Below are 23,718 nucleotides of genomic sequence, written 5' to 3'. Positions count from 1 at the left end.
GAATAGATATAGAAAGGATATGATGATGATGATGAAACAGGATTTGATTTTTCAACAAAAATTAACACAAACATTACAGCTTTCCATGTCAATGAAAAATTCTTTAGATATTCTAAAATTAAATCAGGAAGAGCTATTAGATTATATTGAGGCATTGGTAGAAAAAAATCCTGTTATCGCATATAAACCATCTACGGATATGCATACTTTACTGCATGAAACACTGTCACAAACACGTACGTTAAAAGATGATTTATATATGCAATTACATACATTTCCATATGCCTATGATGAGCGTATTTGCACTTATTTAATAGAATCCCTAGATGAGCATGGCTTTCTGACTTCCACAATTAAAGAATATGCACAATGCCTTCAAGTTAGTGAAGATACAATAGAAGATCATTTAGAGATCCTCCAGTCTTTTGAACCATGTGGTATTGCGGCATTTGACAGTGTCGACAGTATTCGTCTACAACTGCTACATAAACATCTGTTTGTGTCTGAATATATCTTTTCAAATTATCCAGATGATATCATAGAAAAAAACTATTCTAAAATTGCTAAGTCATGCCATCTTAGTATTTCTGAAGTCATGGAAGCTTTGGATCATATTAAAAACTGTACGCCGTTTCCTTGTAGTAATTATCAAAATACAAAAGATCCTGTAGTTCTTCCAGATTTTGAAGTAAAAGTTATCGGACAAGAGATTGAATTAATCCCAAAACAGCCAGGTCATTTTACAATTGAAGATGAATTAGCTGTTATGAAAGAAGAAAGTGAACAGATAAAACAATATTTTGAAGAAGCATATTACTTTATCGATAACCTTAATAAACGTAATAAAACTCTTATGATAATGGCAAATGAATTATTCCATATACAGAAGAATTACTTTCTTTATCATGACGAGTTACAGCCTTGTACATTAGCCGATATAGCCTTAAAAACCGGATTTCATGAATCAACTGTTTCCCGTACATTATCAAATAAATATTATATCTTTGAGAATGAAATTTATCCTGTAAAACAATTATTTATATCTTCAACAAAAAGTGGCAGTAGTAAAGATTCTATCCTGAAAGCTATACAAAAATTTGTAAAAGAAGAAGATAAAACCCACCCATATAAAGATGAAGAACTTGTTGATTTATTAGCCGAAATCGATTTATATGTTTCCAGAAGAGGTGTAGCAAAATATCGTTCTTTATTGGATATTCCCGGTTCTCGTGAACGACGATTGAAATATTAAAAAAATCATCAAAATTTATGATGATTTTTTTGTTTATTATTTAATTTTCAGCACCATCTTCTTCAACCTGTCCACGCTCTTTTTGTTTAGCTGCTGCTTTTTCTTTTTTCATATTCATATATATCTTAGCCCCACCAAATACACCTACACATGTTGCGATACCGCCAATGACTGCTTTTTTTACTTTACCTTTTCCCATAACTGTCCTCCATTTACACACACTCATTTATACGGTTATTATACAGCAACTACATGTGAAAAGTATCAAAATTTTATGGCAAAATTATTAAGAATTATTAAGAATTTAATCGTATTTTACAAGCATGACAACTTTTGCAAGCTTTAGATAAACATATTTCCTTTAATTATTTTTAAGATATTAATTCATTTCCAATCTATAAACTAAATATTGGTATGTTTGCTAAAACAAAACGTTTAAAAAATAGAATAACTGTATTATACTTATATATAGAAAAAGGGAGTCTATTTTATGCCATTTGAAGAAAAAATATTAAATACAAATATAGAAAAAAGTAAACGATTAGGTGCATTTATTCGTTATCATCGTGAGGAAGAAAAAATGTCATTAAGTTTTATGGCAAATACAGTCAAAATATCCAAAGCATACTTAAGTGAAATTGAACATGGTAAAAAAACACCTCAACCTTATACTCTTCAACAAATTTTAAAAGTTCTTGAAATCAAATTTTATCCAGAGATGGACTTATTTTATCAATCAGAAAACTTATTAAAACAATTGTTTGAAAATTATAGTAACTTAAATGAACAAGAAGAAATTCGTTGTTTTGACATTTTAAATGAGAATTCATACTTCGAGTATTCATATGGATTTTTACAATATTATCTCATGAAATTTATGTACGAGCTTAGATTCCACCATAATCAAACTAAAATAAATCACTATAGAAAATGTATAGAAAAGTATATAAATTTATTGAATGAAGATGAACAAAGTATCTTTTATGATTTATGTGGGCAAGAAAATATTCGTAAAGAAAATTATTTAGAAGCGGCTATGCTGTTAAATAAAAGCCTTGCTTGTCAATCTTCCATAACAGAACCAATGGTTCATTATCATTTATGCGCTATACATCAATATTTAAATAAAGCAGCAATTGCACTATCTCATTGTTTTAAAGCACAAGAATTATTCAACAAACAATTTGCTTTTGAACGTATGTTGTATTTGGCAATATATGAAGCTAATTGTTATTCAGGATTACGCAGCTATGACAAAGCAGAAGAATTATACCTTTTTGTATTACAAAAAACAAATCTTACTTCTTTAAAGCACATTCAAATCACAATTTATAACAATCTTTCATGGAATGCATTAAAACAAGAAAACTACAAGAAATGTGTTACTTATGTGAAACAAGCAATCCAACTTAGTTCTAAGTTTATTGATATTTTTATTTACCTTCCTATTTCTTACTATTATCTTTCTGATTTTGATATGTGCAAGGCTAGTATAGAAAAATATCAAAGTACATATACTGATACAAATTATCATAAATATGTATTAGAAGCATTAACATTTATGATGAATCATGATTTTATACAAGCTTTGAATTCCTTGAAAAAAAGTTTAAGCTTGTGCAAGGAATATGAAATGCGTATTGTTATTTTGAAACAAATTTGTTTCGTGCTAAACAAATTAAAAGCATATCCTGAACTTTGTGAATATCAGGATATGCTGCTTCATGCATATGAAGGATACTAATTCATATTTTGTTCTATGATATCATTAAGATACTTTTTAATAATATATTTCATCACAAGAATAAGTAGAACTATTAGAAATATAGAGTATATTATTAATTGAATCAGGAACATGACAAATGATATATTTAAATTTAAATATAAACTTACTAATTTGTTTAATCCTAATAAAAGAATAAACGAAATACATAAAGAAATTACAGAAATCACCATTATTTGTATAATATATTGCTTAGATATATCTTTTCTTGTCATTCCTGATGTATATAATAAATAAGTATCTCTTGCTTTACTTAGGAAATATTGAAGGGATATATTGTAAATAATACAAATACTAACCATGATTGCTATGAAATAAAACCCATAAATAAATATTTTTATAGCATTAATATCTCTTTTATTTTGTTCCATATTTTCTTTATTATCTATTAGATATAAATGATCATTTTCTGAAATATTCCAATAGCTTTGTAATGACGCACCTTTTTGTGAAGCTTGAGGACCATTCAATTTTAAATTGCCTTCTACATATGTTTCCGGATATGCATCTTGCCATTGTTCTGTTAATGTGGCAGGGACAATCACTACAGGTGTATCAAATGACAGTGTATCATCTTGAATACTTTCACAAGGATACTGTAAATAAGCTAAAGTTTCACCCCATTTTTCATTTATATGTATAGAAACTTCTGTATTTGTATTACTTGCATTCACGACAAGGATACTTTCTTTGTCTTTTATTTGATGTCTTTTCAATAAATTTTCATATGTTTTATCATCTATTGTATAGACTTTATCTATTTCCTCATTCCCTGCCTTTGCATCTGCCCTTACACCATAATAATACTGGTATGTGCCCTCTTCTCCTTTGCACACTTTATCTAAATCCTGTATAAGATTATGGATTTCACTACCACTCTTTTGAAAAAGATCAAAATTAGCAGATACATCCGCAACATAATCTACAGAAGATAAACTTGCTTCTTGCCATACACCTACTATTAAATTTGTGGATATGCAAAATAAAGTCACAAGTATCATAATAAAACTAATTGGGATACCATAGCTAGTTCTTAACGTATCTCTTATTGCTATGCGAAAATTCATAGAACCCGCTGTTATATATAGCTTGCGAAAATGAAGTTTTGTTGATTTTGGCTTTTGGTGTTTTATCAACAAAAGTATAAACGTTATGATTAACATTAAAGTGACAACGCATGATATGATACTTAAATGTTTCACATTAGCACAAAAGGTTAAGTGAATAGATAAATCAAATATTTTCGTTATACTTTCGCCAAATGCATTCATAACAATAAACCAAAAACCTACACTGCATCCTAAACAAAGTAAACCAAATAATCCATTTACCAAAATAATTTCATTAAAAATGAAAGTACGTATTTGTTTTTTTGTTGCGCCTGCATAAGATAATTGTTTAAGTTCATGTCCTCTTTTTTTCAAATACATGGCAGAAACATTATAAATAAAGAGAAAACAGCATATGCCAATTAATAAAGTAAATGCATAAAATATGAAATCAAATCTATAATTTAAATGATATTTTTGATTAATTAATCCATCATTTACTTCCAATGTCAATGGCTTATTTTCCAAAAAGGTTTGAATAGAAATATCTTGTTTAAATGTTGCATATACTTCCGTCAATAGATTTTTATCTTTAGAATCCATCAATGTCCAGAAAGAAAGTGTCGGGCGCCAAGTATTTTCTTTAAAAACCCCAGATATTTTATAATTCACTTCCTGATTCTCATCATCAAGTAATGTTATATAATCACCAATATGAAAATTATTTTGTTTGGCGAATGATTCATCTATTATAATTTCTTTATTATTTTTAGGATATGTACCTTCTAGAACTGTAATAGGATAGGTATCATCAAAGCAAGATACCGCAAAAAAAGCATAGTCATTACGATTGTTTTGATAGGATAAAGCTAAATTTTTGCGATAGTTTTTTGTGGTCAAATAAGATGAATATTCATCATCTAAATCTTCCTTTTGTTTCGTATAGTGAACATCCCAGTTACCAAATATTTTTTCACTTAGTTTTAAATCATATTTATCATAAGAATCTTTGATAATCACAGTGGAAGATAACATAAATATTGACAAAAAAATGATAGCTAACATGGGAATAACAGATTTTTTATTGCTTTTCAAATAGGCTTTAGATATCTTCAATAAATATTTATAGTTCTTCATCTGCAATCTTTCCATCTTTCATATATACAATACGATCTGCCGTATTTGCGACATGCTTATCATGTGTGATCACGATTATAGTTTTCTTTTTTTCTTTCAATTTTTTAAATATATCTAGTATAATCTGTGTATTTTTGCTATCTAAATTACCTGTTGGCTCATCCGCTAAAATGATTTCTGCGCCACTCAATAACACTCTGGCAATACCAACACGCTGTTGTTGACCTCCTGAAAGCTCACTGATAAAACAGTTTCTTTTATTCATTAAATCAAGTTCTTTTAAAACTTCAGCTAAACGTTCTTCTGATATTTTTTTGCCATCTAATTCTCTACTTAAGCGTACATTTTCTTCTACTGTTAAGGATGAAATCAAATTGAAAAATTGAAAAATTACACCAATTTTTTGCCTTCTTTTCTTGGTCATTTCATCCTCAGATAATGTTTGTATATTCACATCATCTATATAACAATCACCTTCATATTTACGATCAATACCACTTATAATATTGAATAATGTTGTTTTTCCACTGCCGCTTGTTCCACAAATAGCAACAAATTCTCCATCTTGAATGGATAAAGATAAGTCATTTAAAGCAACACATTGATTTTGTTTGTTGCCATATATTTTTGTAATATGTTCTAATCTTATTGCCATTTTTTACCCTCCTTTTTTATAATTATACACTTTTATAAAAAAGCAGTCTACAGAAGAGCGTTAGCTAACACACTTTTATTGCCGGTTTAGTCCAAGCAATTAAAACACGATATATTAAATTCTGGCAAGCTGTTAAAAAAAAGGATCTCATACATATTTCAGTATAAAATCCTCTTTTCTTCTTAACCAAATAGCTCTTTTTCTCTTAATCTCATTCGTTCACGTTTATCCTTCAGATATAATTTCATACCTCTAAACGCCCCAATACATGTTGCGAACACTTCGATCATGAATGATCTTGCATTATTCAGCACGCTTGACTCCTCCTTGAATTAATGAAATTTCGCTAAAGCTGTTTTTTCATATGCTTCATCACTGATGTTTGCTTTCCAGCGATAAAACAGAATAGATAATACAGAGAATATAATGATCATTCCCACAAACACCATAATATCTGGTGTGATATTACCACCCATTGCTAATGTATGACGGAATGCCTCTACACTATACGTGAATGGCATGAATGGATGAATGACATTATAGAATACGCCGGATGTTTCAATTGGATACGTACCAGCTGCACCACCTAATTGTAATACCATGAAGATTAATACGATAAAACTTCCAATCTTGCCACATGTGATACTAAAGAACACGATCATTGACATGAATGCTGCTGCGACTAATATTGCCATACCAAAGGTTCCTGCGACCTGATATGGAGATAAGCCATTCACAAGCATTAATGCACCGATCATTACAATTGCCATAATGGTTGAAATCACATACATCACACCTGCTTTGCTAGCCCATAGCTTGAATCCAGATTTTGTTTGAATGTTGTTTTTCAATAATGGATACATCAATGTAAATGCCATACATGCGACATATAGACCAACAGACATCATATATGGTGCCATGGCATGACCATTGTTTTCAACCGTACTGATTTCCTGATGCTGCAGCGTTACAGGACTTGCCATCATATCTTTGGTTTGATTACTGATATCCATATTGCTTTTTTTCGCTCCATCTGCAAGCGATGTTTGTAATGTAGACGTACCAGATTTAATGGTAGATAAACCATTGTATAGACTATCAGAACCAGTTGCCAGTTGGTTTGCGCCATCACTTAATTGTGTACTTCCGGATTGTAGTGCCTGTGCACCATTTAAGATTTCAGGGTTATTAGACACCAGTGTATTAGCACCTTGTGTTAAAGATTTACTGCCTTGTGCAAGTTCACTAATTCCCTGTGTTAAAGTAGGAACATTATTGTTTAACGCCTGACTGCCTTGTGCAACCTGACTGGCACCATTTCGTAATGCATCACTGTTTGCCTGAATTTGTGATGCACCTTGTGATAAAGCACGCACACCATTGGTATATGTTTCTACACCTTTCACAAGACCCTGATCACTGTTTAGACTTTGATTTAAAACGGAAAGATTGTTTTGTAAAGTTTCCATGCCTTGTATAAGTCCCATATCTTCAGCACTTGTGCCTTGGGCATCTAATGCTGTTTTAATATCCTGCATACTTTGTGATAATGTGGTAATCGCCTGATTATTACCGTTTAATACAGTTTTCATCTGGTCGCTTTGTGTAACCAGCGTATCTAATACTTGTGACAGCTGTTCATAATTAGTATTTGATGCTTCCATGCCCTGAATGACTGCATTCAATTTTGCGGCTGATACTGCATCACTTGTTTGCACTGTTTTTAAAGTATCAATTGTCGTCTTTTGTGTTTCGCTTGCGCTATTTAAAGCATCTTTTAACTGTTGTGCCTGTACTTTTAAGGTATCCATACTGGAAGCACCTGCTTGATTGCCATGCATCAGTTTTTGAATATCCGCTTTACTTTTTTCCATGTTATCTCCAATTTGATTAGACATGGTTTTTAATCCATTTGTGATATTTTGACTGCCCTGATATAAAGCTGTACTGCCTTGTGCTACCTGCTTGATACCGCCAACAAGTGTTGCATTATTCTCAACTAATAAAGCACTGCTGTCTGATAATTGATTGACACCGCCAGTGTATTCATTCACACCACTTTGTAATTGTTGGCTGCCATCTGTTAACTGAGCGATACCACTTGCAAGTGCTGGCGTATTGCCATTTAACTGTGTTAAACCATCTTGAAGCTGTATAGAACCTTTTTGTAATGAAGTAACACCATTTGTATAATCAGATAAACCTTTCACAAGGGTGGAAGTACCATTTTCAAAGGTCAATGTGCTGTTTGCCAGAACCTTTAAATTGTCGTTAATCAACTTACTGCCATCCTGTGCATCATTCACACCATCATATAACTTCGTACTGCCATCGCTTGCGTCTTTTAAACCACTGCTTAACGTCTTTACCTGTGAGAATATTGTATCCGCGTACGTCTTTGTGACAGAAGCTGATACACTTTCTTCAATCTTAGACACTGCTGTGTCATCCATTTTTGTGGCGATATAATTGGTACCCGGATTGGTTGTATATTCTAGTTTCATTTTTTCCGGATGTTCATCCAATAATGTTGTCGCATTCTTTGAAAAGTCAGATGGAATGGTGATTACCATATAATATGTTCCATCTTTTAATCCATTCATTGCCTGTGTTTCATCCATAAAAGAAAACTTCATTGACTTGTTATCTTTCAGATTCTTCACCAGTTCATTTCCTACATCCAATGTTTTATCGTTGTAAGTAACCTGTTTATCGTTATTCACAACAGCAACTGGTATATCCTCTGCCTTCCCATATGGATCCCACATAGATCCTAAGAAAATTCCCGCATATAACATTGGTATGGTGATAATTGCTACTAAAACGATTTTCAGCCATGTGCTGTGCAGCACACCTTTCCATTCTTCTCTCATCGTATCCTTCTTTCTATCAATGACATACATTATAATCTTGTATTCATCACAAACAATGTACAAAATGCTAGCTTTGTCTAAGTATGCGGTTTCATAACGATCGATGATGAAATTATAAAAATACTTTATATTGTATGTCATAGAAAATTTTTTGTGATATGCTGTCACAAAGAAGGAAAAGAATTGTCTAATTTATAGAAAGAAAAACAGGAGGATAGTTTTTATGAATAAAATTGAACAAAATAAGTATGTAGAAGCTGCATTGGAAGGTGATTCTCAGGCATTGGAAACCCTTTTAATAGAGGTAAAAAATTTTATATTTAACTTGTCATTGAGGATGCTTGGCAATGTACACGATGCACAAGATGCGACACAGGATATTCTAATACGTATTATGACACGACTAGACAGTTTCCACCAAGAATCAGCATTTACTACCTGGGTTTATCGTTTATCTGTGAATTATTTAATTAATTATAAAAAATCCATCTTTGCTCAGCACTCATTATCTTTTGAATTTTATGAACAGGATACCAAAAATGGTTTTATGGAAAAAAATGAAGCCTTGTTGCAAGGTATAGATGAAGATGAGTTGGCATGGGAGCTTCGTATGTCATGTACAAATGTCATGCTGCAATGCTTTGATCCACAGACCAGATGTATCTTTATCTTAGGAACGATGTTCCATTTAGATAGTAAAATTGCTGGAGAGTTATTGGATATGAGTCCTGATAACTATCGCCAGAAACTTTCACGTGCTAAGAAAAAAATGACCAAGTTCTTAGGTGAAAACTGTGGACTAACGAAAACTGGTTATTGTGATTGTAAAAAAAGAGTCAGCTATGCTATTGCAAGTCATCGATTACACCCTAATCATTTGGAATTTAATACACTTCAGCCTTTGAATGAACAATTATTAACAGATGTTACCAATCATATGGTAGAGATCGATAAACAAGTACCTGTCTTTGAAGATTTACCTAATTATGAACCCCCTATATCTGTCGAGGCATTCATGAAAAATCTTCTTGAGTCAGATGATATGAAAGTAATACAATCTTATGATAAAGATGAGGTGATATCCTAATGGCTGATTTACAAATAATCTTACATTATCTATCTGACTTAAAAGCAAATAACAATCGAGAATGGTACCATGCGCATAAAAAAGAGAAAATGGAAGCAATGAAGGAATTTGAAAATCTTGTACAGGATTTGATGATTATCATTTCAAAAGATGAACCAAATATATTACAATTTCAACCAAAAGATTTGATTTTTTCATTGGTCAGAGATACACGATTTTCAAATGATAAATCACCTTATCGACCAGCTTTTCGTGCTCACATATCCCAAAAAGGAAAACTGCCCATTCCTGTAGGCTTCTTCATTTATATAGAACCTGATGGAAACTCTATTATTGGCGGCGGCTTGTTTGCGGATATGTTTCGTGATGCAACAAACATGATGCGTAATTATCTAATTCAACATGCAAAAGAATTTGAAAATATTCTTTCAAATAATCGGTTTTCAGCTTACTTTCAATTACTTGGCGCAAAATTAAAACGGCCACCAAAGGGATACGATCCTGATTTTCCTTATATTGAATATATAAAATATAAAAATTGGTTTGTTGAATACCATTTAGAAGATGTTGATTTATTAAAAGGAGATATGTTTGATAACCTTATCGAAATGTACCGTGCTGTCAAACCATTTAATGATTTTATCAATAAGGCACTAATTGATTTTAAAATGCCAACACGATGATTCCAAAAAGATAGGCAAAATTGCCTATCTTTTTGGTGTATATAACGGATAGAGATATATATTAAAACACATCGTATCTTTATCCTATAAAAAAGACCATCCATTTATGTAAATAATCATGAAGGATGGTTTTCTTAATTACTAATCTTTTAGAAATATTTGATATAGTGTTTTAAATCACGTTTGTTTTCAAATCCATTTGATACAAGGAATTCATGTAATAAATCACGTTCCACATCAGCTGTTAAACGAATACCATGATATCCATTTTTCTTTACACGCTTTTCAAACTCAAAGAATAATTCCCCTTTGGCCTTTGCGTCTATTTCTACTGAATTTGAGAAAACAATCGCTACCATATTAATCAGATTATCAGTGTATAATGTATTATATGGAATACCATGAATATATCCAACTACTTTTCCCTCTACTTCCAGAACTGTAATGATATCTGTACCTGCATCTAACAGATTAGATATGCGCTCTTTTACTTTATCTTTATCATATTCGTAGCCTAACTGTTGATTTAATGCATGAATATCCAAATAATCATTTTCTGTAACTCTCCTTATTTCATACTTCATAAATATGCTCCTTTCAACCTCTGATATTAGTTTAACATGTTTCGTACATGCTTGCATATGTTTTTTAAAGTATTCCCAATAAAGATGTTTTTATTCTGTAGTAATTCGTTTATTTTTATCTTTGTAATACGTAAAAGTCCTGTAATAAAGCCTAGATATATGTTTTGCATATTGTTCCATTGCTAGAGATAAAGAAGGTTCTCCCTCAATTTTTCGTTTATAAACTATATCTTTTACATCAATCAAATTGACCTCTCCTAAATTCATCATCATCTGGATATGCTGGAGTACATAATGATTGACTTTAATATAATTCCATAATTCTCTTTGATTATCAACACCGATACGTTGTTGATTCACAAGGAACAACAACTGTTCCATTTCCGCAGCCATGCGCCAAAAGATTAAAAGGATATCTTGATAAAAAGCTTTTTCCTCACCATCTAATTTAGAAACATGCTGATGCAGTTGTGCATATACCATATGATAGCTGGTTAAGGCATCACAGATCACACCATAGTCAATTTGTTTTTCTAGTGCAGAACGAAGAATCATAAGATAGGCGTGCTGCATATGGAACATCCGTTGTAAATTATAACGAAACTGCGTTGTCATACTGGTTGGAAACAGGAATCGATTCACAATCAATACAAGGATAATCGCAAGTACAACATAAGTAATTCTTAACTCAATTGCTATTTCCTGTTGTAGAGCCATAGTGGTCATTGTCAAGGCAAAACAGGTTGAAAACATCGCCTGCATCCAACTACCTGGTGTTGCTGTATACATACAGGTAACCATGATTGTCGCAATGATGAAATGAGCGTTAATCCCAGGGAAGATACTTAGCAAAATATATACACCAATACTTCCAGCAACCGTACCAATAAAACGGGTTTTTAAACGATAGTTACTTTCTTCATACATAGGTTGAAGTAAAACAATCGCATTTAATGGGAGCCAGTAAGAATGATTCCATTGTGTAAGGTTGGAAAATAAAAATCCAATAACCATAACACAGCTTAAACGACAAGCAAAACGAAATTCAAAACGGTCAAGATGAAATTTAGCTTTTAATTGTTCTAAAGGATGCAGATGTTGTGGCATACGCCATTCTCTCATTGGCTGATTATCTTTCCCTTCCTCACGTATATCCAGGATAATCATAAACAATCGCATAAAATTTTGTATAAATGCACAAATATCATTATCTTCTTTGGATGATGCTTCTTGTAAAAGTATTTCTCCTTCTTTCTGATACGTTTTTTTATCATTTAATATATTAGACAGATGCTTGGTATAAGCAGAAAATGTCGCAAATAATGAATAATCATTTTCTTTTTCCAACATATCCTGTTCATAACGGCTTTCAAAGAAATATATGGTTCTTTGCATCAACAAGGCAAACATATAATGCAGTTTCCCTGATTTTGTAATCACATAAGTTAAACCACGACTTTGATATGCTTCCTTATATAAAGCCTGTTGTGTTAAAATCATCGCCTGTATCTGATGAGCAGGATCTTGATGATGAAGAATCAACTGCGTTAGATCATATAGCTGTGTATTTGCTTTTTTAATCAATACATAACTATCTTTATGTCGATGGGTAAAGGCTACAATAATTAAAGCAACTGCCAATACAAGAATAGAATAACAGAGTACTATTGTTAATGGCCAGATGCCACTCCATCCCACTGGACGAAGCTGTAGTAGTACAAATGCCATCATATTTGCCATATAGCCTTTTTGATTAAACTGGGAAGCCTGAACAAAAACCAGAATAAATGGTACAATGCAGTTTAATAGTACGGATAATGCAGGATGAAGTGTCGCAAAAAATGCGAGCATTGATAAAACCAGTAACTGTACTGTAATGCTCAGCATCTTTTTTATAGTAAATGATTTGTTATATTGTATTTTAAAAATAATTGTTATAAAAGATACGATTGTCATATATTGTACGCCAAAAAATATTAAAATCGTATAGAATAAAAAGAGAAAGAACACGATTGTTGGTACTGCCTGTATAAATTGTTTTTTTATTTTATCTATTGTCTTTTTACGATTTTTCAATAAAACTCCTCCAATACACATATTGTTTTTTAAGTATATCACGATTTTTCACAAAATAATAGTTGCATGCGCAACAATCTAAATAAATTAAGCAACATATATATAAATTATTAATTATATGATTAAAACATGATAAAAAAAGAGTAACATCATAAGACGTTACCCTTAATGTATTTTTATTTCTTAATAATGCTTTCGTTCCAGTGTTCATTTGGTGCAACTTCTAATAAGTCAGCTACTGTAGCAGCAACATTTGATAAACCTAAGTTTTCATCCTGTTTCAATTCTACATCAGCACCATAGATAATGAATGGAACTTTATTTAATGTATGAGAAGTTTTTGCTTTGATAGGCGCATCTTCTTTTTTCTTCTTTTCATACATTTCATCAGCGTTACCGTGGTCTGCAGTTACGATTAAGATACCATTGACTGCATCAACTGCTTTCTTTACACGAGCAAGCTGTAAATCTACTGCTTCTACACCAATGACAGTTGCTTCAAAGTTTCCTGTGTGTCCAACCATATCTCCATTTGGATAGTTAGTACGTAAGAAATCATAATTTCCTGATTCGATTGCAGCACATAATACATCAGTAATTTCAGCTGCTTTCATCCAAGGACGCTGTTCAAATGGTACAACATCTGACTGGATTTCTACATAGTCTTCTAAAGCAGGATTTACTTTTTCACTACGGTTTCCGTTCCAGAAATAAGTAACGTGTCCGTATTTCTGAGTTTCACTGATTGCATATTCACGGATATTGTGTTTGCAAAGTTCTTCTGTCAATGTATATTTGATCTTTGGTGGCTGTGTTAAGAAATTCTTTGGAATGCATAAGTCGGCATCGTACTGTAACATACCAGCATACATAACGTTTGGTACACGTACACGATCAAATTTATCAAAGTTTTCATTATCGAATGCCAATGAGATTTCCTGTGCACGGTCGCCTCTGAAGTTGAACAGAATAACACTGTCGCCATCTTCGATTGTTCCAACTGGTTTGCCATCTTTTGCGATTACAAATCCTGGAAGATCCTGGTCAACAACACCTGTTTCATTACGATAAGTTTCGATAGCTTCTCTTGCACTGGCGAATTCTCTACCTTCACCTAATACATGTACATGCCATCCCTGTTCTACCATCGCCCAGTTTGCTTCATAACGATCCATTGTGATTGTCATACGACCACCACCACTTGCGATACAAGCGTGGAAGTTATCATCATTTAAATCAGCCATATAAGCTTCGATATCATCTACGTAAGTCAATGCACTTGTTTCTGGAACATCACGTCCATCTAATAATGCATGGATTCTTACTTCTTTAACACCATCTTCTTTTGCACGTTTGATTAGCGCTTTTAAATGATTGATGTGAGAGTGTACATTTCCATCAGATAATAATCCTAAGAAGTGCATCTTTCCATCTTTACAATTTGCGACTAAATCTTTCCAAGTATCTGTATTGAAGATTTCGCCTGTTTCAATATTTTCGTTTACCAGTTTTGCGCCCTGAGAATAGATCTGTCCACATCCTAATGCGTTGTGTCCTACTTCACTGTTTCCCATATCTCCATCTGTTGGAAGTCCAACAGCCAATCCGTGTGCTTTAATTTCTGTGTGTGGGCAAGTTCCCCATAATTCGTCTAATGTTGGTTTGTATGCAGCTTTCACGGCGTTACCGAATTCGTTATCACTGATACCAATTCCGTCCATGACTACCAATACAACTGGTCTTTTACTCATAATATATACCTCCTGTTTACCCTAATAATATAACACTATTTGCAAGTTTTAGAAACTGTTTTGTTCTCTGTTTTTAACTTTTTGATAAGATTTTCACAAGAATTATACAGAATTCTTCCTTATCTCAAAAACTATCGCAATTTTATGATATTGAGGATATCATTTTTAGATACTTTTTTTAACTAAGAGTGCGTTTAAAATTATAAAAGCAAGACCTGAAATTATCGTCAACGATTTTTAATGATTTTCATTATTTTCTATTAGAAATGGATTATTGTTAGAATTGTTAAATTTAAGCCATATTTTATTAATTTATTACTTTTTAAATTATTATTACAATGTATTAAAATATTTACAATACTCATACGTATTTCTAATTAAATATAGTTATAAAATTAATGAGATATATTTGTCACTTTTTTATTGTTTAAAAATTTAAAATGTGATATATTTATATCATAAAGTGATAAATACATCACTACCTACTGGAGGAATATTATGAATAAACGTAAAGTAAAACATCTCATCTATATGGGAATAGTATGTCTATTGCTGTTGGTTTTATCGTCTATATATGCAGTTTTATATAATCATGGTCGATTAGTAGAGCCTATGGATTTTTCTACCTATACCTTTCATATAAAGGACACGCCAATGGTATTATCTGGCATTTTGCTCATTATCTATATAATCTATATGACCATCTTTATTATAAAATACAATATGAGAAAACCTGTAGATACCACGCACACAAAGAAATTATCTCCTTATTTAGGTTTCTTAGGATTTTTCGGATTCTTTGGCTTTGCAGGTTTTTGGACCTATAACAGCGCAGGCATCATATATCCATTTATATTCTTTATCTTTTTTGGCTTTTTCGGGTTTTATTATGATGGAAAACTATCAAATACATTAAGAGATGAACTATTTGAACAAAACGTAAAAACTGCATCTATCAAAGCTTATAAAACAGGATTTGCGCTCTTATTTATTGTAATATGGGGTATTGGTATGGGGATGTTATCAAAGAACCTGGAATGGTGTGCTATTTTTATGTTAATATCTATATCCTTAATTTATGCCCTTGTATTATTTTTGGATAAATATTATTTATATCGCTTGGAAAAAGAGGATTAAGCTATGGATGAGCAGTTTCAATGTAAATTAAAGCTATATCGAATCGCACAAGGATTGACGCAGGAGCAATTAGCAAATAAAGTCGGTGTAAGAAGAGAAACAATCATGCGCCTTGAAAAAGCACAATATAATCCTTCTTTAAAGCTTGCGATTGATATATCTAGAGTTGTGAAAGTACCTATTGAGGATATCTTTATATTTGATAAACCAAAAGAAAAGTAGAATGATTTCTACTTTTTTAAATATGTAACGTGAAGTCTATTTTGCCTAAAGAAACAGGCTCTGTCAAAAACATAACCATATACAAAGGAATATATATCAAATCTTCTGTTTCTTCGATATTCCCTATGCAAAATACGATTGGCTTTTTCATCTGGTCATCTTTCATTTCGATTACATGATTTAGTGCAGGATGTTTTTTATAATTGTTCCCAGATTTAATTTCGATTGGCTGTAATTTATTTTCTGATTCAATCACAAAATCAAGCTCTCCAAATTTTTTCTTATCATAATAATAGATTTTATAACCATTACTTACAAGTTGAGTCGCAAACATATTTTCCATGATACTGCCTTCATTGACATCTAAATCATCAGATATAATCATATATTGTATATTTGATGAGGACATTGCACATAGAAGTCCTGTATCATTTAAAAATAATTTAAATAAATTTCTAGAAAGATTTATCGCAACTGGTTGCTTTAATTCCTGTAAGTTATAACATGGCAGTGTTACTCCAGCATCATTTAACCAGTTGAAGCAAGATTCATATCGCTCACTTCTTGCGCTCTTTTTTAAATCACTTAAGATGAATCGTTTATTTTTATTATTCAATTCAGCGGGAATTGCATCAAATATCATTTGTATTTTATCTTTCCCTTTTTCAGCGTATTTTTGAACATCTTTTCGGTATAATTCTAAAATACCTTTCTGTTCATTGATAACTTTTCCCATATCTTTTGTTTGAATAAATGCTTGTACAACAGCTGGCATTCCCCCTACAACACAGTAAAATTTAAATAATTTCATCATTTCTTTATGAATAAAATCATCCACTGGTTTCCTATTTATGTATGCTTCCTTTAATATATTCAATGTGCTTTGTTGGATTCCCATTGCAATCGCAAATTCTTCAAAATCCATTGGATACATCGTATGCGGATCTTCATAACCAACTGGTAAGGATTTAACATTTTGATAGGTTACTCCCAATAATGATCCAGATTCTATATAATCAAATCTTCGATCTTCCACTAAAAATTTAATGGCTGTTCTTACTTCCATACATTCCTGAATTTCGTCGAAAAAAATCAATGTATCATGGGGTATCAATTCTGTTTTAAAATAAGCTGTGAGTTTTGTGATCAACAAATCCGCAGACAAATCTCCTTCAAAGATTGTTTTAGCTGAAGGTGTAGTTATAAAATTAATTTCTAAGAACTTTTTATAATTTTTTTTACCGAATTCACGTATTAACGTCGTTTTCCCTATCTGCCTGGCTCCATTAATGTATAATGCTTTTTTATTCTTATCTTGTTTCCACTGCATCATATATTCATAAAATTTTCTATACATCATATATATCACATCCTTTCTCTGCGACGTTTTTCCATATAAATTATAACACTTTTGCGACGTTATTCTATATTTTTTATCCAAGTTTTGCGACGTTTTTCTACATTTTTCACACGTAATCTGCGACGTTATTCCAATGAATATCAAAAAAAGATACAGATTGCTCTATATCTCATAACCTATAATATTCTTGTGAATGCTAATATAATGAATAAGATACCACTAATCCAGCTTAAATCAATATCAGCTTTATGAAAGATTCGCTTTCCCAAAAAGGAACCAAGTAATATCACAAAGACTCCCATCAGAAAACTAATTATCAATACTTGTAATGGATGAAGAATACTAATTCCCATCGCAAACCCACTAACTAAAGAATCTATTGATAATGCAACTGCAAGATAGGCAGCTTCTTTTAATGACAAATACATACTACAATCGCTATCCGCTTTTGTTTCATCAAGGTATACATCTAATACAAAAGATATGCCACTATATTCAAATTCTAATTGTTTCCTTTTATATTTACGAAGGATCCTTTTGATGGTTCCCTGAAATATAGAACTAAGTCCAATACATAAAAAGATTGTAAAGGATATTCCAGAACACAGCCAATGCGGAATGAACTGTTGAAGAAATTTTGCGGCATACAATGATACCGATAGAAATAATACTCCAATGGATGATATCAGAACTGCGCTTTTCACAGGTATTTTGATATGTTTGGTGCCATAAGCCAGAGCCGCAAGAAAACTATCCAGGCTTAAAGCTGTCACTAACAAGAAGGAATGCAACACATTTACCAGCTCCTCTTTATTAGTCTATTGTCATTTTATTTTTATGTGAGCGATATGTTTTACAGTTTTATAGAAAATTTATGTTAATATTAACGTTTTTTTCAATAGGATTGATTTTTCTTTAATATTTTTGTTATCAATATTATGATTTTCTTTTGAATGCAAATAGTCTTGAATTCTAATAAGGAAAAAGATACAGTTTATTTCACTGTATCTTTTATTGTGGGCATATGATCCATGTACGTTCTTATAATTTTTTGATCAAGACAATTATTTTTTGCGATATCTCCATAAAATTGACCACTTTGTTTTAACTTTCTATCGAATGTTTCTGAATCTACAGTTGCTAAACCAAATGTAGGATGATAGGTCCCCCACTCCCAGTTGTCTAATAGGGACCAATGTAAATATCCAATCACCTGCGCACCTAAATCCATTCCCTGTTTCATGGCCTGAAGCATTGCCGCAAGGTATACAATTCTAATATGATCATCTTCTACTGCAATACCATTTTCTGTAATCATAATTGGTTTATCTTTGAATCGCATCAACATCTCAATCATGATATCCGGACAGATTTCTTCTGAGAAAAACGGTTTGGATAATGCATGAAAATGTGTTGCCTGATAATTATCAAAACGAAAGGCCTTTTTACGACTATTGATAAACTGGCGAACATATGTATTTAATGCCCAAAAATCACAAGTATCTTTTACTTCTGGAACATAGACTGCATCATGAAATGGCATAACGATTTCACCAGTTTTTATCGCATGTATGAAGAATTCATTTTCTACATAATCAATGTAGTCTGCCATAACACAATCTGCTTTATCATATCTTCCACGAAATGGTTCTTTCATGGAATAAGACAATGTTGAACTAACAGGAGCGTTACTATATTTTTTTATAATATGATAACCCCGTGCATGATATTGCAACATATTGATTCTTTCTTCTTCACTGTATTCAAACACGATATTCATTTCGTTGATCACAATCCAATAGTCTACATAATCTTTATATATTGGCACAACTTTTTCTATATAACGTTCCCAATCCGGCATATTATCCATGGTATGGAAAGCCTCTTGTTCATGGAACCATACAGGATGGGACACGTGATGAAGTGTTAAACATACTTTGATATTTTCTTCTTTTAACCGTTGTAGAATATGCAGATAATGCTGTATTGCTTCATCGTTAAATACTCCTTTTTGTGGTTCTATTCTACACCACTCAATAGACATACGATAGATACCTAAATGCATTTGTTTTAAGAGTTGAATATCATCTTCAAAACGTTCATAACTGTTACACGCTTTACCAGCCATTTGATATGGAACGCCACCATAAGCAAACTTTGGCGCATATTGTTTATCATCGTGATAGGAACAATTGTTCCCTTCTACCTGTTGTCCAGCTGTTGTGGCTCCCCATAAGAAACCTTCTGGAAACGTGATATCTGGATACTGAAATATATCTATCATAATAAATCCTCGAATGATTCTTCAGCGGTTTCTACAGCATTCTGTTCTTCATCAAATGCTTGTTTATCCAATATCTTGAAGAATGGGAAATAAATCATCATTGAAATAACAGTCGCAAATAATTCATAGATACCAAAGGACAAACTACCTTGTACGATACCATGTACAAGTGGTGGTAAAGAACCAGCACCTAATACCCCGATGGTTGGTGTAATTACATGAATCTGAATTAAGAAATATCCTAAGATTACAATAATAATTGGTGTAATCAAGAATGGAATCAGCATCATGACATTTAACATTAAAGGCATACCAAATACGACTGGTTCATTGACACCGAATAAGCCACAAGGCAATACAAGTTTTGAGAAAGCTTTATATCGCTTACTTTTTGAGAAAAAGAACATGACAATTACCAAGCCAATTGTTGCACCACATCCGCCAAGACATGCTAAGTCATATAATCCAAAGTTAATAGCGTTTGGCGCAATCTGTCCAGCTTCAACTGCAGCTGTATTTTCCGCAAGATAGCCTAAGAATACAGGGAATAAAATTGGCAATACAGTCATGGAGCCATGTACTCCAAAGAACCATAACAATTGAGCTATAAAAATCAATACCAAGAATGCTGGTAGACTTCCAGTTAAAGACTGAATAGGTGTTTGTAGCATTGTATAAATAAAGTTATTGGCTGTTTCATATGTAGTATTCGCAAAGCCTAGTTTGATTAATCCAAATACTAATACAATGACAGTTGCAGGTATCAATGCAGAAAATGATTCCATGACCATACTAGGGACACCATTTGGCATTTTAATCGTAAAATTTTTCTTCACAAAAAACGCAAGAATTTTTACTGTAATAATACCAGTAATCAACGCAACAAATACACCTTTTGCGCCTAAATAACTGATATCAAGGAATGTAGAGCCTTCTACTGCAGTACTGTTAATTGGTGTTAATAATAAGAAACAAACCAGTGAAATAGCACCTGCGTTGAATGCTTTATCTTTGATATCAAATACTTTTGCACCCTGATATCCAATAGAAAAAGCCATGTATAATGCTAATAAATCAATAGTGAAGTCTGGCACATAACCAAACAAGGTTCCTAACCCTGTAGATGTTAAGAAGCTTTGATAAGGTTCCCACGTAATAGAAGAAACAACTGTAAATAAAGATCCTAACATAATGATGCCAAGTAAGGACATAGAACCATTACTGATTGTTTTTAAATAACGATTACCAGATACTTTATTGGCTAAAGGTACTAAGTATTTCTCCATAAAACTCATAAATTTATTCATCTTTTTTTCCTCCTCAAATTGCGTTTTCTTTGATTGTTTTTTGATACCAGTAAAAACTATTTTTTGGTATTCTTTTGCATTCTTTAACATCTGTGTCGCTTCGATCGATATAGATTAAACCATAGCGTTTCGCAAACCCTTGATGAGAACTCAATACATCAATAAGTGACCATGGGCAGTATCCAAACAATGGATATCCCTGTTTGATCAAATCATGACATACTTCCATATGTTCTTTTAGATATTCAATTCTATAATCATCCTCTATCTTTCCATCTTTTAGTTCATCAGAATAAGCCAGCCCGTTTTCCGTAATCATTACAGGAAGATGATAACGTTCAAATAATTGCTGGATACCAATTTCAAGTCCTTTTGGATCAATGCCAAACTCCATCCATTTGGTTTTCTTTAGATGTTCATTAGATGCTATAGAGAATAATTGATTGCGATAGAATGGTGGCAGTTTACTTTCATCTTCTGTGATATCTTTTGCTTTTACGCAGTTGCTGGCATAATAATTTACACCGATAAAGTCAGGTTTTGATGATGTTAATATTTCTTCATCCTGTACTTCTGTGATTGGATATAATTCATTCTCTTTAAGATAATGTGTAACCCGTTGTGGGTATCTTCCATAAACACTCATATCCAATAACATATTCTGCAGCATATCCTGTGCATCATATGCGGCCTGAATATCCTCTGGTTTTGATGATGCTGGATAAATGACCTGCATCGAACAAACAACACCAACTTTGGTATTTGGAGATATTTGTTTCAAAAGCTTCATAGCTTTTTTCTCAGCCAATGACATGTGATAACTCATTTGATACATATCTTTTATTTTTTGACTGCTTTCTTTATTCCCATTTAAATCTGATGCTGCACTTGCAATCAATTGTTCATTGATCGTTGCCCAATAAGGTACCTGATCTTTCCATCTTTTAAAACATATACTAGCATAATTAACGTAATCATCAATGCACTCTCTTGATTTCCACCCTCCATAAGCATCTACTAATGCTTGCGGCATTTCAAAGTGGTAAAGTGTTGGGAAGGGAATGATTCCATTCTTTATACAGGTATCAATGATATGATCATAAAACTGCAGACCTTTTTCATTCACATGTTTCCCATCTGGCATAATTCTTGCCCAGTTGAATGAAAAACGATATATTTGGATTCCTAAATCCTTCATCAACTGTAAGTCCTCATCTACATGATGATAATGATCACTTGCGACTTTACCATCTGCAATACCCTCAGGAACATTTCGACAATCCGTTGTGGATAATCCTTTTCCATCTTCCAGATAAGCTCCTTCAATTTGAAATGCACTTGTACTTGCGCCCCAAAGAAATGATTCTGGAAATGTTTTTTTATCTTTCATAACTTGCCTCCTCGTTTTACATATAAACTTTATCATGAAAGGAAGAAATCTTAGTCATCAAAAAGGCCTGCGCAATTTCAAAAAAACACAGCCAGTTTCAAAAAATGAAACTGACATAAAAAAAGATGATGGCATCCGTTATTAAAGCCTAATCATCTTTAGATATTATACATTTGATAATTTACAAAATAATACATTAATAAAATTTCAATCATATATAGTAATGTAATTCTACCTTCTGTATTGCTGTTTTCTTTATTACAAATCAAGATTTCATCTACATCTTTCATTAGCTTTGTATTTTCATTCATTGTCATTGCGACAATCGTCACATGTTTTTCCTTTAATATTTCCATGACTTCATCATTACGATAGAAGTAGCCGCCTTCTAATGAAGCCACAAATACCAGTGCTCCTTCATGAAGATTAGCTGCAATCACCTTTTGTTCCTCATATGTTAATCCAAGTCTGACAAGTTTATTCATACTTGCCATCTTTACTTGAAAGTGCTGACCGAGCAATGTCGCAAATTCTAATCCGAAAAACGCCATTTCTTTTGCTTCAAACATCTTTTTTGTAATACGCTCCAACTGTTTAAAATCAAGCTGTTGAAATGTAAAATCAATATTATTTTTTATATTCTCAGTATAGTGTTTTAAAATAGGCCGCATATCATCAATACTTGCTTTTGATACTTCTTTTGAATAGTCAACTTCTATTCCAATTTCTTTTTGGCATGCATTTCTAAATTCTGTATAATGATCAAAGCCAAGCATTCTGATAAATCTTGATAGTGAAGCTGATGATATAAAACATGTATCTGCCAGTTCATGAATTGTCAGACTTGGAATTTCATGATAATGCTGCATCAAAGCTTTTGCGATATCATAAGAGCTTCCTTTCTTGTTTGTCACATTGATTTCACGTAATAATAATGAAAGTACGGGTGTCTGCATTGCCATGGGATACATCTCCTTCTATCTTTTATTATATTCTACTATAGGTTTCATTTAATGAAAAGAAAAAGCTGTGCCTACTGATACGATTCTCAAAAGTAGACAGTACAAATAATTAAAACGTACTGAATA

The 23,718-nt window shown here is 32.2% G+C and carries 20 protein-coding genes; 6 read left to right on the top strand and 14 right to left on the bottom strand.

Translation table 11 applies throughout. The annotated features are described in order from the left end of the window. Window positions 1-28: 28 nt before the first annotated feature. A complete protein-coding gene (locus DW114_RS15480) occupies window positions 29-1,252 on the top strand; it encodes an RNA polymerase factor sigma-54 (RefSeq protein ID WP_207732801.1) in 1,224 nt (407 codons plus the stop codon). 40 nt (window positions 1,253-1,292) lie between these two features. On the opposite strand, the gene DW114_RS21315 is transcribed toward DW114_RS15480, so the two are convergent. Continuing rightward, a complete protein-coding gene (locus tag DW114_RS21315) occupies window positions 1,293-1,451 on the bottom strand; it encodes a hypothetical protein (protein WP_158552302.1) in 159 nt (52 codons plus the stop codon). Window positions 1,452-1,742: 291 nt separating this feature from the next. Between DW114_RS21315 and DW114_RS15475 the strand changes: the two genes are divergently transcribed. Further along, window positions 1,743-2,996 (top strand): helix-turn-helix domain-containing protein, encoded by a 1,254-nt coding sequence (locus DW114_RS15475; protein WP_117454649.1) that lies wholly within the window; start codon window positions 1,743-1,745, stop codon window positions 2,994-2,996. On the opposite strand, the gene DW114_RS15470 is transcribed toward DW114_RS15475, so the two are convergent. The 4 genes from DW114_RS15470 to DW114_RS15460 form a co-directional block, all read right to left on the bottom strand. Then, complete coding sequence (locus tag DW114_RS15470) at window positions 2,993-5,221, bottom strand: ABC transporter permease (protein WP_158552303.1); 2,229 nt, start codon at window positions 5,219-5,221, stop codon at window positions 2,993-2,995. The two genes, DW114_RS15475 and DW114_RS15470, sit on opposite strands and share 4 nt — an antisense overlap. Then, window positions 5,208-5,876, bottom strand: a complete 669-nt coding sequence (locus DW114_RS15465) for an ABC transporter ATP-binding protein (protein WP_117454647.1) — start codon at window positions 5,874-5,876, stop codon at window positions 5,208-5,210. Before DW114_RS15465 ends, DW114_RS15470 begins: the two co-directional genes overlap by 14 nt. A gap of 182 nt (window positions 5,877-6,058) precedes the next feature. Further along, the gene (locus DW114_RS22025; protein WP_255411884.1) at window positions 6,059-6,190 is read right to left on the bottom strand and encodes a hypothetical protein; all 132 of its coding nucleotides are present in this window, start codon (window positions 6,188-6,190) and stop codon (window positions 6,059-6,061) included. 18 nt (window positions 6,191-6,208) lie between these two features. After that, window positions 6,209-8,749: a YhgE/Pip domain-containing protein gene (locus tag DW114_RS15460; RefSeq protein ID WP_117454646.1), complete on the bottom strand. Its 2,541-nt coding sequence runs from the start codon at window positions 8,747-8,749 to the stop codon at window positions 6,209-6,211. A gap of 223 nt (window positions 8,750-8,972) precedes the next feature. Here DW114_RS15460 and DW114_RS15455 point away from each other — a divergent pair, with 223 nt between their 5' ends. Beyond that, a complete protein-coding gene (locus tag DW114_RS15455; protein ID WP_117454645.1) occupies window positions 8,973-9,836 on the top strand; it encodes an RNA polymerase sigma factor in 864 nt (287 codons plus the stop codon). Then, window positions 9,836-10,519 carry a DUF2461 domain-containing protein gene (locus DW114_RS15450; RefSeq protein ID WP_117454644.1) on the top strand — a complete coding sequence of 228 codons (684 nt, stop codon included), beginning with the start codon at window positions 9,836-9,838 and terminating at the stop codon, window positions 10,517-10,519. Before DW114_RS15455 ends, DW114_RS15450 begins: the two co-directional genes overlap by 1 nt. A 149-nt stretch (window positions 10,520-10,668) precedes the next feature. Here DW114_RS15450 and DW114_RS15445 read toward each other — a convergent pair whose 3' ends face one another. The 3 genes from DW114_RS15445 to gpmI form a co-directional block, all read right to left on the bottom strand. Further along, the gene (locus DW114_RS15445; RefSeq protein ID WP_117454643.1) at window positions 10,669-11,103 is read right to left on the bottom strand and encodes a GNAT family N-acetyltransferase; all 435 of its coding nucleotides are present in this window, start codon (window positions 11,101-11,103) and stop codon (window positions 10,669-10,671) included. Window positions 11,104-11,193: 90 nt separating this feature from the next. Further along, on the bottom strand, window positions 11,194-13,179 hold the full coding sequence (locus tag DW114_RS15440) for an FUSC family protein (RefSeq protein WP_158552304.1): 1,986 nt from the start codon (window positions 13,177-13,179) through the stop codon (window positions 11,194-11,196). A gap of 176 nt (window positions 13,180-13,355) precedes the next feature. Beyond that, a complete protein-coding gene (gene gpmI / locus DW114_RS15435; protein ID WP_117454641.1) occupies window positions 13,356-14,930 on the bottom strand; it encodes a 2,3-bisphosphoglycerate-independent phosphoglycerate mutase in 1,575 nt (524 codons plus the stop codon). 498 nt (window positions 14,931-15,428) lie between these two features. Here gpmI and DW114_RS15430 point away from each other — a divergent pair, with 498 nt between their 5' ends. Next, window positions 15,429-16,067, top strand: coding sequence for a DUF3796 domain-containing protein (locus tag DW114_RS15430; RefSeq protein WP_117454640.1), 639 nt, complete (start codon window positions 15,429-15,431; stop codon window positions 16,065-16,067). 3 nt (window positions 16,068-16,070) lie between these two features. Beyond that, window positions 16,071-16,289 carry a helix-turn-helix transcriptional regulator gene (locus tag DW114_RS15425; protein WP_117454639.1) on the top strand — a complete coding sequence of 73 codons (219 nt, stop codon included), beginning with the start codon at window positions 16,071-16,073 and terminating at the stop codon, window positions 16,287-16,289. Between the two features lie 16 nt (window positions 16,290-16,305). Here the strand turns inward: DW114_RS15425 and DW114_RS15420 are convergent, their stop codons facing one another. From DW114_RS15420 to DW114_RS15395, 6 genes are all read right to left on the bottom strand, one after another. Further along, complete coding sequence (locus DW114_RS15420; protein ID WP_117454638.1) at window positions 16,306-17,649, bottom strand: ATP-binding protein; 1,344 nt, start codon at window positions 17,647-17,649, stop codon at window positions 16,306-16,308. Window positions 17,650-17,825: 176 nt separating this feature from the next. Then, window positions 17,826-18,443: a manganese efflux pump gene (locus DW114_RS15415; RefSeq protein ID WP_117454637.1), complete on the bottom strand. Its 618-nt coding sequence runs from the start codon at window positions 18,441-18,443 to the stop codon at window positions 17,826-17,828. A 200-nt stretch (window positions 18,444-18,643) separates the two neighbouring features. Beyond that, window positions 18,644-19,933, bottom strand: coding sequence for a family 1 glycosylhydrolase (locus DW114_RS15410; RefSeq protein ID WP_117454636.1), 1,290 nt, complete (start codon window positions 19,931-19,933; stop codon window positions 18,644-18,646). After that, complete coding sequence (locus DW114_RS15405) at window positions 19,930-21,240, bottom strand: PTS sugar transporter subunit IIC (protein WP_117454689.1); 1,311 nt, start codon at window positions 21,238-21,240, stop codon at window positions 19,930-19,932. The genes DW114_RS15410 and DW114_RS15405 overlap by 4 nt, the downstream gene beginning before the upstream one ends. A gap of 13 nt (window positions 21,241-21,253) precedes the next feature. Beyond that, window positions 21,254-22,630, bottom strand: coding sequence for a glycoside hydrolase family 1 protein (locus DW114_RS15400; RefSeq protein ID WP_117454635.1), 1,377 nt, complete (start codon window positions 22,628-22,630; stop codon window positions 21,254-21,256). A 158-nt stretch (window positions 22,631-22,788) separates the two neighbouring features. Continuing rightward, a complete protein-coding gene (locus DW114_RS15395; protein ID WP_158552305.1) occupies window positions 22,789-23,592 on the bottom strand; it encodes a MurR/RpiR family transcriptional regulator in 804 nt (267 codons plus the stop codon). Between the last annotated feature and the right edge of the window lie 126 nt (window positions 23,593-23,718).

The organism is Absiella sp. AM09-50, assembly GCF_003433845.1.
Classification (GTDB): domain Bacteria; phylum Bacillota_I; class Bacilli_A; order Erysipelotrichales; family Erysipelotrichaceae; genus Hoskinsella; species Hoskinsella hominis.
The sequence above is the reverse complement of the archived record's forward strand: the minus strand, read 5'-3'. Positions and strand labels throughout refer to the sequence as shown.

Bases quoted from the DNA above. Each gene is read 5' to 3' on its own strand.
- gpmI (WP_117454641.1), bottom strand. From the start codon at position 14,930: ATGAGTAAAAGACCAGTTGTATTGGTAGTCATGGACGGAATTGGTATC.
- DW114_RS21315 (WP_158552302.1), bottom strand. From the start codon at position 1,451: ATGGGAAAAGGTAAAGTAAAAAAAGCAGTCATTGGCGGTATCGCAACA.
- DW114_RS15425 (WP_117454639.1), top strand. From the start codon at position 16,071: ATGGATGAGCAGTTTCAATGTAAATTAAAGCTATATCGAATCGCACAA.
- DW114_RS15480 (WP_207732801.1), top strand. From the start codon at position 29: ATGATGAAACAGGATTTGATTTTTCAACAAAAATTAACACAAACATTA.
- DW114_RS15400 (WP_117454635.1), bottom strand. From the start codon at position 22,630: ATGAAAGATAAAAAAACATTTCCAGAATCATTTCTTTGGGGCGCAAGT.
- DW114_RS15445 (WP_117454643.1), bottom strand. From the start codon at position 11,103: ATGAAGTATGAAATAAGGAGAGTTACAGAAAATGATTATTTGGATATT.
- DW114_RS15420 (WP_117454638.1), bottom strand. From the start codon at position 17,649: ATGATGTATAGAAAATTTTATGAATATATGATGCAGTGGAAACAAGAT.
- DW114_RS15450 (WP_117454644.1), top strand. From the start codon at position 9,836: ATGGCTGATTTACAAATAATCTTACATTATCTATCTGACTTAAAAGCA.
- DW114_RS15455 (WP_117454645.1), top strand. From the start codon at position 8,973: ATGAATAAAATTGAACAAAATAAGTATGTAGAAGCTGCATTGGAAGGT.
- DW114_RS15405 (WP_117454689.1), bottom strand. From the start codon at position 21,240: ATGAATAAATTTATGAGTTTTATGGAGAAATACTTAGTACCTTTAGCC.
- DW114_RS15410 (WP_117454636.1), bottom strand. From the start codon at position 19,933: ATGATAGATATATTTCAGTATCCAGATATCACGTTTCCAGAAGGTTTC.
- DW114_RS15430 (WP_117454640.1), top strand. From the start codon at position 15,429: ATGAATAAACGTAAAGTAAAACATCTCATCTATATGGGAATAGTATGT.
- DW114_RS15470 (WP_158552303.1), bottom strand. From the start codon at position 5,221: ATGAAGAACTATAAATATTTATTGAAGATATCTAAAGCCTATTTGAAA.
- DW114_RS15395 (WP_158552305.1), bottom strand. From the start codon at position 23,592: ATGGCAATGCAGACACCCGTACTTTCATTATTATTACGTGAAATCAAT.
- DW114_RS15475 (WP_117454649.1), top strand. From the start codon at position 1,743: ATGCCATTTGAAGAAAAAATATTAAATACAAATATAGAAAAAAGTAAA.
- DW114_RS15465 (WP_117454647.1), bottom strand. From the start codon at position 5,876: ATGGCAATAAGATTAGAACATATTACAAAAATATATGGCAACAAACAA.
- DW114_RS15460 (WP_117454646.1), bottom strand. From the start codon at position 8,749: ATGAGAGAAGAATGGAAAGGTGTGCTGCACAGCACATGGCTGAAAATC.